General features: G+C 45.4%; 13 protein-coding genes. 9 read left to right on the plus strand and 4 right to left on the minus strand.

Annotated elements, in window-relative coordinates; all coding sequences use genetic code 11:
* Positions 1–88: 88 nt before the first annotated feature.
* The 3 genes from QUB39_RS06020 to QUB39_RS06030 form a co-directional block, all read right to left on the minus strand.
* Positions 89–838 carry a Uma2 family endonuclease gene (locus QUB39_RS06020; RefSeq protein WP_333233704.1) on the minus strand — a complete coding sequence of 250 codons (750 nt, stop codon included), beginning with the start codon at positions 836–838 and terminating at the stop codon, positions 89–91.
* A gap of 175 nt (positions 839–1013) precedes the next feature.
* A complete protein-coding gene (gene vapC / locus QUB39_RS06025) occupies positions 1014–1424 on the minus strand; it encodes a type II toxin-antitoxin system tRNA(fMet)-specific endonuclease VapC (protein ID WP_333056661.1) in 411 nt (136 codons plus the stop codon).
* Positions 1421–1675 (minus strand): hypothetical protein, encoded by a 255-nt coding sequence (locus QUB39_RS06030; RefSeq protein ID WP_333056660.1) that lies wholly within the window; start codon positions 1673–1675, stop codon positions 1421–1423. Before QUB39_RS06030 ends, vapC begins: the two co-directional genes overlap by 4 nt.
* Before the next feature lie 333 nt (positions 1676–2008).
* Between QUB39_RS06030 and QUB39_RS06035 the strand changes: the two genes are divergently transcribed.
* From QUB39_RS06035 to QUB39_RS06070, 8 genes are all read left to right on the plus strand, one after another.
* A complete protein-coding gene (locus QUB39_RS06035; RefSeq protein WP_333340244.1) occupies positions 2009–2194 on the plus strand; it encodes a hypothetical protein in 186 nt (61 codons plus the stop codon).
* Between the two features lie 108 nt (positions 2195–2302).
* Positions 2303–4411, plus strand: a complete 2109-nt coding sequence (dnaK, locus tag QUB39_RS06040; protein WP_333056658.1) for a molecular chaperone DnaK — start codon at positions 2303–2305, stop codon at positions 4409–4411.
* 124 nt (positions 4412–4535) lie between these two features.
* Complete coding sequence (locus QUB39_RS06045; protein WP_333208207.1) at positions 4536–5669, plus strand: J domain-containing protein; 1134 nt, start codon at positions 4536–4538, stop codon at positions 5667–5669.
* A gap of 405 nt (positions 5670–6074) precedes the next feature.
* Positions 6075–8510, plus strand: a complete 2436-nt coding sequence (locus QUB39_RS06050) for a dynamin-like GTPase family protein (protein WP_333208206.1) — start codon at positions 6075–6077, stop codon at positions 8508–8510.
* A gap of 85 nt (positions 8511–8595) precedes the next feature.
* Positions 8596–8799, plus strand: a complete 204-nt coding sequence (locus QUB39_RS06055; protein WP_333208205.1) for a hypothetical protein — start codon at positions 8596–8598, stop codon at positions 8797–8799.
* Positions 8780–9145: a type II toxin-antitoxin system PemK/MazF family toxin gene (locus tag QUB39_RS06060; RefSeq protein ID WP_333208204.1), complete on the plus strand. Its 366-nt coding sequence runs from the start codon at positions 8780–8782 to the stop codon at positions 9143–9145. Before QUB39_RS06055 ends, QUB39_RS06060 begins: the two co-directional genes overlap by 20 nt.
* 28 nt (positions 9146–9173) lie before the next feature.
* Entirely contained in the window at positions 9174–9614 is a 441-nt protein-coding gene (locus tag QUB39_RS06065) for a KGK domain-containing protein (RefSeq protein WP_333208203.1), read from the plus strand.
* Positions 9611–9856, plus strand: a complete 246-nt coding sequence (locus tag QUB39_RS06070; protein WP_333179519.1) for an HNH endonuclease — start codon at positions 9611–9613, stop codon at positions 9854–9856. The genes QUB39_RS06065 and QUB39_RS06070 overlap by 4 nt, the downstream gene beginning before the upstream one ends.
* A gap of 187 nt (positions 9857–10043) precedes the next feature.
* Here the strand turns inward: QUB39_RS06070 and QUB39_RS06075 are convergent, their stop codons facing one another.
* Positions 10044–13856, minus strand: coding sequence for a glycoside hydrolase family 2 TIM barrel-domain containing protein (locus QUB39_RS06075; RefSeq protein ID WP_333208202.1), 3813 nt, complete (start codon positions 13854–13856; stop codon positions 10044–10046).
* A gap of 433 nt (positions 13857–14289) precedes the next feature.
* Between QUB39_RS06075 and iscB the strand changes: the two genes are divergently transcribed.
* Entirely contained in the window at positions 14290–15561 is a 1272-nt protein-coding gene (gene iscB, locus QUB39_RS06080) for an RNA-guided endonuclease IscB (protein WP_333392095.1), read from the plus strand.
* Positions 15562–15568 lie beyond the last annotated feature (7 nt).

A 15568-nucleotide genomic window follows, 5' to 3' on the forward strand; every position in this document is an offset into this window, starting at 1 on the left:
CAAAAATTGTCGATTATTTCTACAAATATTCACGCAGAAACCGGGTTTTTTGCCCCCGCGCCCTTCCCAAATTGAGATGCACTCCAATTCACAATTCCGGTTCAATTCCAGCCGATCGCAATTGAGCGCGCAATTGCTCTAATTGGTCTTCGGCGCGATCGGCTCTTTCAGCCCCGGTTAACAACAGATTCCCTTGACTATCCCACCAGCGCAGCCAAGGTAACTCAACATTTTGATACCTTCCTTGCCAAATTCCCAATTCCACTCCTAACGGTGCGATCGGATAATGACCGCGATCGTTTGCAGCAACTAATTGATACCTATCTTCGATCAGGTGATAGACTTCAACGCTAGCCTTAGTTACTTCATAAATTCCGTAAAATGCCGGATGGATGACATTTTCATAAATCCAGAATTTACCCGGCTTAGTTTCCTGTTGACCAGATCGCAATAAAGGCGTTCTGTCCCGTTCTTCCGCACCATTCCCCGATACAAACTCTAACACAATTAACGGTGCTACAAATTCTTGCCACATCACATAAGAACGGCGCAATTGACCGTCAATAGTTGGCGGGACATTAGGCACATAAAACCAGTCTGGCGCTTCTGCACCCTTTTCTAACGGGTCAGTTAATCGCCAGTAAATGCCGCTATCTTGACCGATACAATAGTTACCGTCAGCGTGGATTCTCTGCAAAACGGGAGTAATTGAATCTGTTAACAGAATGCTTTGGGGATGTTCTTGAAAGTTTTTCACAAAAGTGCCGTCGGATTCTGGTAGTTGAGTATGATCCGGCCAGCCTGTGGGATTGTTTTCTACATCTAAGGTGAATTTCATAGTTTTATTGCGATTGCAGGCATTGTTGGAGCGAGATTGTGATTGTAGGCGAACTCGATACATCTAATACCAAATTCATAAAATAGCGCTACATATCTACCCCCCCCAACCCCCCCCTTATTAAGGGGGGGAGTAAAACTTTCTATGTAGCATAACTTTATGAAATTGGTATAACTCAGACCTCTATCTCCCAATCTTCCAGACGCAAACCCTCAACACGGCTGAACTCGCGGGTATTGTGAGTTACAAGAATTAGGTTGTTGGCGAGAGCAATAGAGGCAATCAAAAGGTCATTAGGGCCGATAGGTGTCCCAGATGCAGCTAATTGAGTGCGAATTTGACCGTAAATTAGGGCAGACTGGTCATCAAAAGGCAAACTTACAAACTCATTGAAAAAACGTTCTAGTCTAGCTAGATTGCTATCTTGACGAGAACTTTTAAAAGCACCCCAGTAAAGTTCTGCTTTAACTACAGAGCATATTGCTACATCACCTGACCGAATCATTGCTAGTCGGCGAGATACCGATGAGTTGCGGTCTGGATTTAACAAACGGATGCAAGTATTGGTGTCTAAAAGATAAATCACAGCAATTCTTCCCGGATTTCATATTCCAACTGATCGGGACGAACAAGCGGTTCTCCCTCCCAACTTCCTATTACCGTTTCAAAAAAACCGGGCGACCAGCCTAAATCTTCCGGTGTTTTAGCTTCAGTTGCCGGTGTTATGCGCTGGAAAACTACAATAACTTCTAAATCTGTATCTTTTATCCCAACCGGGACTTGCAAATGCAACATCCCGTCTGATCCGACGCGCGATCGTACTTTAATACTTTGCATAACTCTTGCCTCCTTAAGTTTGTAGTGAAATTCAATCTTGTCAGGAATTACTCATCTATGCCCAAGAAACCGGGTTTTTTACCGAATCTGTGGGTGAGTGCGAAAGATTTTCGTAAAAAAACCCGGTTTCTGACCACCCGTGCGTAATTCCTACTTGTAATAACCTCAATCTTCATCCCAATTATCTTTAACTTATTTGCCTTTTATCTTGAGAAACTCAACTGACTGCAATACTTCTAATCCGGTCATTCAGGCTACCTCTATGTTAATGATAGCTATAACTTTTGCTCTCCATTCTAACTGATATCTTGCACCATTCTCAATTAGCTATTTATGAACAGGCTTTCCGGCCTGTTCCACAAGAACATTGAATTTTTGTGGAACAGGCCGGAAAGCCTGTTCTTGAGAATGGTGCAAGATATGAGTTCTAATCAATTTGCTCCTCGGTTGCTGCGCCAAACCGTATGGAAAAAAGGTCGATCGCACCCAGCCAACCCCAGCAACCTGAACCGCAGGTGAGGCAATCCCCCCGCAGCCCCCGCTTCTCGACGCGGTACAATAAATGCAATCATACTTAACGCTTATATTGAAAAAGTTACACACAACGCCACAGGAGACAACTGACGCATGGGTAAAGTAGTTGGCATTGACCTCGGAACAACAAACTCAGTAGTAGCCGTCATGGAAGGCGGCAAACCGGTTGTGATTGCCAATGCAGAAGGGATGCGGACAACTCCCTCGGTAGTCGCTTTCACAAAGGAAGGAGAACGCCTGGTGGGACAGATGGCCAGACGCCAGACTGTTCTCAATCCGCAAAACACCTTTTACGCCGTCAAGCGGTACATCGGACGCAAATATACCGAACTGACTCCAGAATCAAAGCGCGTCCCTTACACAACTCGCCGCGACGAAAACGGGAACATCAAAATCAAGTGTCCCCGCCTGAAAAAAGATTTTGCCCCAGAGGAAATTTCGGCGATGGTTTTGCGGAAACTGGCCGATGAAGCCAGTCGCTATCTGGGACAAGAGGTGACGGGGGCTGTAATTACTGTTCCCGCTTATTTCAACGACTCGCAGCGACAGGCGACGCGGGATGCGGGACGAATTGCCGGACTTGAAGTCAAACGGATTTTAAATGAGCCGACAGCGGCTTCTTTAGCTTACGGTTTGGAGAGGCGAGAAAGTCAAACTATTTTAGTGTTTGATTTGGGCGGCGGTACTTTTGATGTCTCTATCTTAGACGTGGGAGACGGAGTATTTGAAGTTAAAGCAACTAGCGGCGATACTCAATTAGGTGGCAATGATTTTGACTCCAAAATTGTTGATTGGTTGGCAGAACAATTCTTAGAAAAAGAAGGCATCGATCTGCGGAAAAATCGCCAAGCTTTGCAGCGCTTGATCGAAGCGGCAGAAAAAGCCAAGATTGAGCTGTCGGGAGTCGGTGTCACCGAGATTAATTTGCCGTTTATCGATGCGAACGAAGACGGGCCTTTGCATCTGGAAACGCGACTAACTCGTGGTCAATTTGAGGGGCTGTGCACAGATTTGGTGCAGCGGCTACGGCGTCCAGTCAAACAAGCTTTGGCTGATGCAAGTTTGAGTCCTTCTCGCATTGATGAAGTTGTGCTAGTCGGCGGTTCGACTCGCATTCCTTTGGTGCAGGAAGTTGTTCGCAACTTGATTGATAAAGAGCCGAATCAAAATGTCAATCCCGATGAAGTTGTGGCGGTGGGTGCGGCAATTCAGGCGGGTATTTTGGGTGGCGATGTCCGCGATGTGCTGCTGTTGGATGTGACGCCGCTGTCGCTGGGTTTGGAAACGATCGGCGGGGTGATGAAAAAACTGATTCCTCGGAATACTACTATTCCCGTCAGGCGATCGGACATTTTTTCGACTGCTGAAAACAACCAAACTGTGGTAGAAATTCACGTCATCCAAGGGGAACGGGAATTAGGCAGAGATAATAAGTCTTTGGGACGGTTTAAACTAACTGGAATTCCGCCGGCACCGCGAGGGATTCCGCAGGTGCAAGTAGCTTTTGATATTGATGCTAACGGGATGCTGTTGGTGACTGCTTTGGACAAAACTACCGGCAGGGAACAAAGCATTACTGTGCAAGGTGCTTCGACGCTGAGTCAGCAGGAAGTGAATCAAATGATTCGCGATGCGGAACAGTTTGCTCAAGCTGATAAGTTGCAGCGGGAAAGGGTAGAAAAACGCAATCGCGCTGAAGCTTTAGCTTATCAAGCCGAGCGGCAGTTGCGGGAAGTTGCGCTCGATCGCGGAATGCAGTTTGCTCAAAGAAGCCGCCAGCGAATTGAAACTTTAATTCGGGAATTGCGAGACAGTTTGGAACGCAATGATGAGCGGGGAGTTGACCAAGTTGGTTCGGATTTGCAGGATGCTCTTTACGATTTGAGCCGGGAAGTTTCGGCGTTTGCGATGGATGACGATGATGATGATTTCTTTGAGTCTGTGAAGCGGACTTTTACGGGCGACGGTACGAAGCGGCGCAGCGATGATAGCAGCTATTATACCAATGCTAAACCGTACAGGCGATCGACTGTCGATCCAATTCCCGATCGCCCCTACGATCGTATGGGCGATCGTATGGGCGATCGAATGGGCGATCGAATGGGCGATCGTATGGGCGATCGTAGAAGCAGTGCTAATCGCCCCACTCGCCCTTATCAAAATCAAAGCGACGATTGGGATGATGACGACGATTGGCTCTAATTAGTGGTTAGTCATTAGTCCCTAGTCATTAGTCCCTAGTTTGAAGCAGGGAAGGAGGATGACTAATGACTAATGACTAATAATTAATAACTCATGACTAATAACTAATGACTAATGACTAACTATGCAGAATTTTCGCAATTACTATCTAATTTTGGGAGTGCCCAAAGATGCCACGGCTGATGAGATAAAAAAAGCCTATCGACGGCTAGCCAGACAGTTGCACCCTGACGTAAATCCAGGGGATAAATCTGCTGAAGATAGGTTTAAGGATATTAATGAAGCTTACGATATTCTTTCCGATATTGAGAAGCGAACTCAATACGATCAGTTTAGTAAATTCTGGAAACAAAAGGGATTTCAAGGCAAGCAAGGGGTGCGACTTCCCAATTTCAAAACTTGGGGAAACACTAAAACTACCCGGAAAAAACCGACCGAAGATGTCGATTTTAGTGATTACTCGGATTTTAATAAATTTCTCGATCAAGTGCTCGGAAGACGCCGGGAAGTGAGGATGGCGACAGCGAATGATACACAGGGAGTAGCCTCCTCTGAACCGTGGAATACGGCTTCTAAGAAAACGAGTTATGTGGCTAATTCTCGCCCACCTAGAAGGGATTTTGACGATCGCGAAATGCGACGGGAAACAGTCGATCGCGAAATGCGACGAGAAACAGTCGATCGCGAAATGCGACGAGAAACAGTCGATCGCGAAACCAGAAGGGATGTGGACGATCGCGAAACGAGAAGGGACATTGAGGCCAGGCTAACTCTGCCTTTGGAAAGGGCTTATTCGGGCGGTACCGAGCGAATTCGTCTGGAAGATGGGCGAGCGATCGAGGTGACTCTGCCTCCTGCTATGGTATCAGGCCAGCGGATTCGCTTGCGAAATCAAGGTATGGGCGGCGGAGATTTATATTTGAAAATCACGGTTTCTCCCCATCCATTTTTTCGCTTGGAAATGTCGGATATTTGCTGCGAATTGCCACTGACTCCCAGCGAAGCGGTGTTGGGGGGAGATATTGAAGTACCGACGCTAGACGGCTTGGTAAAGATGAAATTGCCGCCGGGAGTAACCTCTGGAAAGCGGTTGCGGCTGGCTAACAAAGGCTATCCAACAGGAAATGGCGATCGGGGCGATCAGTTGGTAGAAATTCAGGTGTTAATTCCCAAAGAAATTAGTGAAGAGGAACGAGAATTGTACGAGAAGTTGCGACAGGTTGAGTCTTTTAAACCGCGTCAGGATTTATCGGTTTAATATAGAGTACGCAATGCGCCAGTTTAATTTTGTAGGGGCGCAATAATGCGCGCCTTACTACTAATCGTGTACGAAAAATTAGGAGATGCTTGGCTAAATTTTACGGACATATCAGATTTAGCCACTTGGCTGTAAATAGACGATATCAAATGCGTGGGTATAGCAATTATTCATCTCTCTCTTCTCTTCCTCTGCGCCCTCTGCGGCCTCTGCGGTTTAATAATTCCGAAACAACCGTAAACGATAGGATTTGTCGCCAGAATAGCCGTTAGCGCAGCCCTCGAAGAGGATCGCACTTTCAGCCATCCTGGATCGCATAAGTAAAATTACTGTTGTGATTATTCCTGAACTAGCAGAGAATTAACAATAAGGTAATTTTCCCAAAATCAGGAGCAGTCTGCCGCCATGACTCAAATGCCCCCTCAATGCAACAATCTGCAAGAGCAAGTTGACTCCTTACTGCAACTGCTGCGTCAGGAATCTTCTTTGCGACAACAAGATATCACGGCGGTACAAGCTTCTCTGAAAAAGGCAATTTCTCCTGAGTTTGAAATTGTGTTTGCTGGCGCTTTCAGTGCGGGAAAATCCATGCTAATTAATGCTTTGCTGGAGCGAGAATTGCTCTACAGTGCAGAAGGACACGCGACAGGTACGGAATGTTATATCGCCTTTGCTGAGCCGGAAAAAGAGCGCGTTGTTCTCACTTTTTTGAGCGAGTTTGAGATTAGCCAGCAAGCTTCTGTGCTGTGCCATCAGTTAGGTTTAGCTACTGAACTTAATATTAATCAAACAGATGTAGTGTCGCTGTTGTCTCAGGGATGTAACATAATTATTGAAACGGAAGGCGGCGAAAATAAATCCGAGTTAGCCAAAAAAGCTAAGGCTTTGATGCTGCTGTTAGAAGGTTTTGAGGCAAATCGCGATCGCATCCAAACTCTCGAAAACGCTACCTACTCGATGGAACAGTTTAACTTTTCCAATCTCAAGGAAGCTGCTAGTTATGCCCGTCGCGGTAGTAACAGTGCTGTACTCAAGCGAGTTGAATATTACTGTTATCATCCGCTGCTGCAAGATGGCAATATTATTATCGATACGCCGGGAATTGATGCACCCGTGCAACGGGATGCAGAATTGACTTATGATAAGATTGAAAGCCCCGATACTTCGGCGGTTGTCTGCGTTTTGAAAGCAGCTTCGTCTGGGGAAATGACGACGGAAGAAACCGAGTTGATGGAAAAAACACGGGGAAATCCGGGAATTCGCGATCGACTGTTTTACATTTTCAACCGCATTGACGAAACTTGGTACAACACGCAACTGCGGCAGCGCTTAGAAAATCTGATTAATTCCGACTTTCGCGATACTGCGAGAGTTTATAAAACTAGCGGATTGTTGGGGTTTTACGGGAGTTTGATTCGAGGGACAACAGGGCGCGATCGCTTTGGTTTAAATACAATCTTTGCCACCAGTAAAGGGCGAGTTTTTGGAGATGATAAATTAGATTCAGATTTTTTTAGTAATAGTGAAGAGACTCCGCAATTTGTTAGTGAATTTAATCGCTACTGTGCGAATTCCGGCAAGCTATCTCCGAGCAAATTTCGGATTTCAGTTAACAGCTACGAAACACCAAATGAAAACTACGTGCGGATTCTTGCAGAGCAAGGACAACCATTAATTACTCAATTAATTCAAGATAGCGGCATCGAAGATTTTCGCACAGCCATCACCCGTTACCTCACAGAAGAAAAACGCCCGCAACTGTTCAAAAATCTCGCTGACGACTTAGAAGATTTGTGCATTCAACTGCGGAAACATTACCAAACAATTCAGCGGAATTTGGACAGCCAGCCCCGTGAAATTGAAGCAATGAAAGCACAGGAACTTTTGCGACTAAATCAAGAGTTGCAGCAAGTCGGACAGGATTTTCGGGAACATATCGCCGAAGAAGTCAATGAAATGATTATGAACAGATGCGATATTTTCGATATAGACTTTCGGCAACTGCAATCTCGGATGATCCGGCGCTTGGATGAATTGTTAGATGGATTTTCTGTTGAGGCGGCTTACGGACGTACTTTACGGAATCATCCCCGCAATGCTACAGCACCTTTAATTGCTGTTTTAGTTGAAGCACTTTATTATTTAGCGAATCAGTTGGAAGATATTTTAGTAGAGGCTACTAAATCACTGGTTGATAATTATTTCCAGTATTTGAAAGATAGCGTTCGCAAGTCAGAATACTATCGATTACTTTATCGGTTGTTGGGGAATGATGGGGGAATTGAACAGCAGTTAGAGGAGTTATCAAAGCGGGTTTCTGATGCTTTGGTAAATGCGGCGGGCGTTGAGTGCGATCGCTACGTGCGAGAAAGTCCCCGTTTTTACGACGAAGGCACATTTTCAATTTATCAATTCCGGGAAACATTGCAGCAAACTTCTCAAGGTTTCGACTGCGAAAATATGGTAGATGCCCAACCGGCAATTCGGCAATTATTGCGGCTAGATTTTGAGCCAAAAGTATCTAGAACTATTCGGCAAACTTTCCGCCAAACTGTCAACCAAACCCTGAAAGAGCATTTGTTGCCGCTGGCCCAAAAGCAAGCTGATGATATTTTGCAGAAATACAGTCAAGCCCGCGATTATTTGGAGCAAACTTTGGCACAGGAGGCGGAGGAAAAGATTGCTGGGAATCTGCGGCGGCAAGCTGAGAATGAGCAAAAGATTCAAGAGTACGATCGGGCGGTTTCTGGGATTAATAGTTGTTTGCAGGCGATGAAGTTGCACGAGCATTTGTTGCCTGTAATTGGACAAAATGATAGTGTTTCGGTGGATGGTGAATGATTGAAATCCGGGTGACTAATATTCACCTGGTTTCTTTTTTGTGTTTATTGTGCTATAATAGCCAACAAAGAGCGATTTTAATCCTATGAACATTCGCCAAAAACTTCTAACAATAATCGAGCAACTTCCAGAGGATAAGTTAGCAACACTTCTGAACCTAGCCCTCTTCTTGAAAAGTGGAAAAGAACCTATTCAGCCGATGCTTGTATCCCAAGCTTATCAAGAGTGGCTGAGTGCGGAAAATGACATTTATGACGAAATATTTGCCGATGAACTTACGACGCGGTGATGTAGTGTTGGCTCAAGTGCCGATGCCTTCTACTCAGCTAACACAGTTTAAACTGCGTCCGGCTGTGATAATTTCGGCAGATAATCTCAATCAAATTCTTGACGATGTGATGGTTGTACCTTGTACTTCTAAGACAACTCGCCCTTTGACTACCACTCAATATTTGATAACAGGAGATGAAATTGTATTAGCTGGTATTAGAGTTGAGTCTGTAGTTAGGTGCGAGTCCATTTTTACCCTCAACAAGTCAATGATTACCCGGAAACTGGGTTCCCTTTCAAATGATGCCATAAACCACATTAATCGCTGTTTGATGGTAGCTTTGGAATTAGAAAGAGTAGATTAAATAAGACTTACGTGAGGACAACAAGAATATGGAAGATAAATTTGATTTTCACAACTGCGGTAATGAGGATGCTTTATCTTTCGGTAACGCAATGCTTAAAGTAGAAAAACTCAAGGAAACAGTAAATGGAGTTTTGCCTGAATATGGGTTAGGAGAGAAACTCACTCACTTGTTGAGTCAACAAAAACTATACATTTATGTAGGTTCAAATACTGACCAACAACCTAATGCTTATGAGAACTGGTTTGGTGAAGGTATAGATTGTGAAATTCTCAGAGTGGGTGCTCAGGGCTGGAAGAAAGGAAAGATGAAGCTCAAACTCAATGTCACTATAGAGTTTTGCCCCGACGAACCTGAAGTTGAAGAAACACCAGAAAGCAATCAATTAGAAATCAGCCCGCCAGAATCACCACTTGACGATTTGCGCCGCCAACTTCTCAATCAAGAAACTCAACCGAACAATTCATGACTAAAACCCCCAGAATTCCCATTCCCCCAGAAGTCAGAAAATATGTATTCACTCGCAATAAATACCAATGCCAAAGCTGCGGCCAAACCAAGCTAGAAACCCAACTGTCGATCGATCATATCATCCCCCTAGCGCGCGGCGGCAGCAACGACATCAGCAACTTGCAAACCCTCTGCGGCACCTGCAACCAAAAGAAAACAGACAAACTAGACCCCCGCTTCCGCCGTCACTTTGACCTTTGATATTTAACAGTATTAGGACTTATGAACCGGACTCCAGAAACCGGGTTTTTTTACGAAAATACTTCGTTGCAAACCACAGATTTAGTAAAAAACCCGGTTTCTTCGATCGAAATGCGTCCCGGACTAAATTATTCATCTCTCTCTTCTCTTCCTCTGCGTCCTCTGTGCCCTCTGCGGTTAAAAAATCCTACCATCGATAATACCGATAAGGATCATCCCCCTTCTCAAAATCCGTTCTGTAATCCCAGTGATAAAACTCCAGACTCGAACCGTTAAACACAGATTCATCCGCCTTAAAACTAGCCCCTAAATTAGCCAAAATCTGAGCATTTGCCCTCGTTTGCCGCCAGCGAGTAAAACGCAAATAAGTCTTAGTATCAGCATTCAAACTGTCGGGTTCAATCTGAGAAAAAATCGCCACACCCTTGCCAACTTTTACCCGACTTAACAAACCGTCAGCACCGACTTCTCCCCCAGACTTAATCAACCAAGTATCATAAAAAGAGCGCGATCGCAAATCTGAAGCACTAACCCCCTTCACCTCATCCCAACTCGGAACCGCCAGCGAACCCCCAAAATCCTGCGCTTGCTGCAAACCCACGCCCAAACCCGCAGCAGGCACTTGACGCGGCAAGAAAAACGCCTTCCCACCAGCATTCAAATAACCGCGCAAAGCTGCATCTTTCAGATTCACTTCTCTCCCCACAATCACCAAACCCACATCATTAGAAAGCGAACTAGCGCGCTGATAAATTACCCCCAAACTATCCAACTTTTGGGCATCTTCATCTCCCCCAATTAAAACCACTTGATCCGGCTTTCCAAGTACCGGAGAATTCATCCCGTAACTCACAATTTGTTGCACTAGCTGCGCCGCCCCAGCATCTACAGAATAATGATCTTCCAAATCCAACTCGTTTAAAATCAGCCGCCCTTTTCCGTAATCCAATTCCATCAGCGGCGAATAAGCTAAATCAAACTCTGATTCCAAAATGGGGCGCCAACCGCTGCGGTGCGGTTTCTCAATTGAAGCGCTACTGACACCGCCACGATTTCCCCAACGCCAGCCGTACCAAGGTTTATTTGCCGGACTCAAATTAGGGCCAGTTTGGATCGTATCTGGATAAGCTTCAAGCAACGTGCTTTCCCCCACCCAATCCCGCAAATCTTCACTGTCTAAACCGCTAATTGCGGGATGGTTGCTGTCAACTGGATAAGCGCGGCGGCTGACGTGGGCAGCAACCCGGAAACCTGTATTTTCCAGCCAGTCCCTGCGCTGGGGAAACACAATTACTTTGCCGCCGTTTTGGACAAAATTTTCTAAACTTCCCGGCAAATTTTGCCCGCTAGAAAATGCTTCCCTACCGATAATTAATAACGATGAAACTTGCGAACCATTCCACGGTACAAGCTGATAACCTAATTGTTTTAACATGGCCGATGTTTTGCCCGCTGGGTCGAAAATTGTCACCGCATCTTTGATGTTGGATTGTTTGGGAAAAACGCGGAAAGCAAATGTATCAGAATGCGATCGATCGCCCACTCGCGCAGTCAAGCGAATTTCGCCGTCAGCCTTGCTAGAAATGGTATTTGGCAATTTTACGTCAATTGGGAAAAACAGCGTTCCTGCCTGCTCAATCGTCCCTTTTTGCTCGCCTTTTTTAACTTCTTCCCCCCCCACCAAAACCCGCCAATTAAACGCAAATTCTTGCGCCGTCCGCGTATCGTTAATTAACACTACTTGCTTAGCCAGTTTTCCGCCCACAAACAAATTGTGATCTTTCGCAGTAAAAACCGGGCTAGCACCAGCAATCCAAGCCAAAGTCGAGCTATTATTATTCATAATTGCCTCGCCCCCAGGATGAACAGTGAAAGCTTCGGGCTGGTAATAATTCAAAAGATTATTCGATACTTGCTTCAAATAAACTCCCCGGCGACCAGGTTTAAATGCCCCAATATCCACCTTTTTTCTGCCAGCTTCGGAAAGTTCCCAACCATGTCCGTCATTCCAAGGAATCATCCCCCCAGACATTCCAAAAGTCCGCCAACTCCGCCAAGTATTTGTACTGAATAACTGCTGCAACTTTTGAAAAGCGGGTGCAAAATCCAACTCTTTTTTAATATGCCAGTTTTGATACTCCTGACCATTGATAAACTGCTCGCGAATTTTAGATTTATAAGCGGCAGTTTCCAACTCGTAAGCCTGCTTGCCAAAATAAATTGCCGCAAACTCAGTCATCCAAGGTTCGCTGACAATTGCCTGACCAAAACCTTTGCGGGCCCGCATCATCGTTGCGTGCAGAGGAGTCCCAAACTCGACTGCCATGTAGGGCCTTTCCCCGGTTTTGCTCCACTCAGAAATCCACTCTTCTCGTTCTTGCAAGGGAATCAGATTTAAATAAGAATTCAGCGCATAAACATCGCCGAAGTGTGCGCCTTGGTGTACCATCACAGGTCTGGTTCGGTCGGCAGATTTAATCGTCGCTAAAGCGTCATTTCCTAGGGGAGTGTTGACCCGCAAACGCTGGTTTTCCGAGGGACTGAGAGTTCCTTCTACTTTGCTTTTGCCGATGCGACGGGGATTTAAATCGTCAGCGTTGCCGAAAAAATTAGGACTTGTCGCCCACATTAATACTGATGGATGATTGCGGTAGCGGCGCATTTCAATCACCATTCGGTCTTTCCAGCGGTTTTTCCACAGGGGGTTCTTCCACTTGCCGTTCCAAGCGATAGGACTAATGTCTAAAGCGGGAGCCATAATGGGAAAACCTTTGAGGTCTGCTCTTTCGGAAAATAACTCTCGGAAGTGCCATCTACCCCGTTCGTCGTGATTCCAAGGCCACATTTCTGTTATGTTAAAACCTGCTTTTACGTAGCCATCAATTAGGCTATCAGCAACTTCTACTGTGCCGCCTTGCCAAGTATCGGAGTGCAAGTTTGGTCGCAGCCGAAATTCAGTTCCGTTTAAGAAAAATTTGCGCCCTTCTATCCAAAATTCGCGGAAGCCAAAAGGTTGGTCGTATTGCGTGTCAATGCCGCGGCCTTTTACTTCTAATTGTAGGGTGTAAAGGTTTGGTTGCCCGACATCCCAAAGACGGGGATTTGGCCAATTCCACTGAACTTGGACGGTTTGAATAGGTTTAGCTTGAACCTTGGCCGTGCCAGTAAATTTTTGTTCTATTTTGCCTTTTTCGTCCAGCATTTGCGCTATTATTTCTACTTGACCGCTTTGGGCAACGTCTTTGAGTTCAATATCTAATTTAACTTGCTTTTTTCGGGTGGAAGTTTGGACGAATACGTCCCTAATTAACGGGCCTGGGGGAAGGCTCAGAAGCCTTACCTCGCCGATGATTCCCCGCGATTCCAATTTGGATTTTTCTGTGTAGATTTCTGTGGGGCCCATGATGACGGCTTTTTCCTTTTCATCGGATACTGCCACGACTAAAATAGATAGGGTGTTTTGACCTGGTTTTGCTGCTTTGGTAATTTCAATAGTGCCGTAGGGCCAGGGGATTTGACCGCAGTTAATGCCGTTGGCAAAGATGACTGCATCGGTGCTGACTCTGGCTAAGTCGAGAAAAATTCGGCGGTTTGTCCAGTCGCCGGGAATGTCTATTTTTCTCTGATACCAAGCTTTTGATAGTTGTTTACTGTTGAAGTTTTCCCAATCTTTGCCGCTGCCGCGAGTGATGATTCCAGGTACGGATTGGTTGTTTTCTTTTTGCCAGTCTCCGGGTACTTGGATGGATCCCCAATTTGGCGAGACGGGGGGGTTTTGGGGGTTGCCAACTGCGGGGACAAATTGCCAATTTCCGTTGAGATAGATTTGGGATCGTTTGTTGTCGATCGCCCCGACGGCCGCGGTGGTAAGATTGGGGAAGCCGATCGACATCGCTGAGCTGCTGGCGAAGTTGGGATTTTGAAGCGCATAACCGACGAATCCAAAGAGGGTGGCGGCTGCGAAAAATAATCCGATAATTTTGGCCAGCTTGTGATTCACTCGCTTATTTCTCCCAGAAATTAGATAATCTCATTTGTCCCTCGATCTATGATAGCAGTTGCTTCAGCAGCAATCCCGCAGCCAATCTATCTCTGGGAAGATGGCAAAGAGCCGACAAATGTGGTTTTGTATATAAAAAATAAATACTTAGTTTTAACTAAGTTTTAACAAGGTTGTTTCATCGACATAAGCAATAGTGCTATCGGCTAAACACTAAACAACACTGGACAACCCGTGCATTTGGTGAGAGATAGCCAGTCTCAGCAAATAGCTACGTTACTCCGGTCAAGACACCAAAAAGTGCTTTCCAGCTTTTTGCTCTGTCGTTCAACTTTAAACATCTGTATTTAGCTAAGGAAGTGAGTTGAGCCAAACAAGCCGGAGTAACTTTGACGAGGAAAAAATTACCTGAGCAATCAGAGTTTTAAATAAGATGTCCAACTTTGTCTTTGTTATTGACACCAACAAACGCCCCCTTAATCCTGTTCATCCAGGATTAGCTCGTTTACTTCTTACCCAAAGAAAAGCTGCCGTTTTTCGTCACTTTCCTTTTACGATCATCTTAAAAACTGTATCAGCAGAAATAACTCAGCCTATCCAGTTAAAAATAGACCCGGGATCTAAAACTACTGGCCTAGCATTACTCAATGATGCGGTTATCTGGGGTGCTGAATTAACCCATCGTGGGCAAGCGATCAAAGATTCATTGGAATCCCGCAGAGCCATTCGTCGTAATCGGCGGCATCGTAAAACTCGTTATCGTCAACCACGATTTCTCAATAGAACCCGTAAAAAAGGCTGGTTAGCTCCGACGCTATATCATCGAGTGAAAACTACTCTAACTTGGGTGAATAGGCTCATAAAGTGGGCGCTTATTACGGGTATTTCTCAGGAGTTAGTACGGTTTGATACGCAAGCTTTGATGAACCCGGAAATCAGTGGTACAGAGTATCAAAGAGGCGAGTTAGCAGGGTTTGAAGTCAAGGAATATTTGTTAGCAAAATGGGGAAGGAAATGCGCTTACTGTGGAGTAGAAAATACTCGGTTAGAAATTGAGCATATTTTGGCGTCGAGCAAAGGGGGGACAAATCGGGTTAGCAACCTTACCTTGGCTTGCCATGATTGCAACCAGAAAAAAGGAAATGACCCAATTGAGAAATTCCTAAGTAAGAAACCTGATGTTCTCAGGCGGATTTTAGCCGCTTCAAAATTACCATTAAAAGATGCTGCTGCTGTTAACTCTACCCGATGGGCATTGTATCAAAGGCTTAAAGAAACTGGATTGCCAGTCGATCTTGGGACTGGTGGTCGAACCAAATTCAATCGCGTCAAATTAGGTGTTCAAAAGCGTCACTACTTAGACGCTGCTTGTGTTGGCGTGGTGGAAAAGTTGTCGATAAAAATTACCAAGCCCTTGTTGATAACTGCAAAAGGATGGGGAACTCGCCGAATGTGCACGACTAACAAATATGGGTTTCCCATCAGACATCGTACTAGACAGAAAGCTTTTTTTGGCTTTCAAACTGGCGATATAATTCGTGCTATTTTGCCTACTGGGAAATTTGCCGGAACTCATGTTGGGCGCTTAAGTGTTCGCGCAACGGGGGTGTTTGAAATGGTTACACAGGTGGGCAAGGTTAGCCCCGTTAGGGCTAAATATTGCCTTGGGGTTCATAGAGTCGATGGATACAGTTATGCCGCATAATCCACTT

The sequence above is a fragment of the Microcoleus sp. AT8-B5 genome (assembly GCF_036705565.1).
In the GTDB taxonomy this organism is placed as follows: Bacteria; Cyanobacteriota; Cyanobacteriia; order Cyanobacteriales; family Microcoleaceae; genus Microcoleus.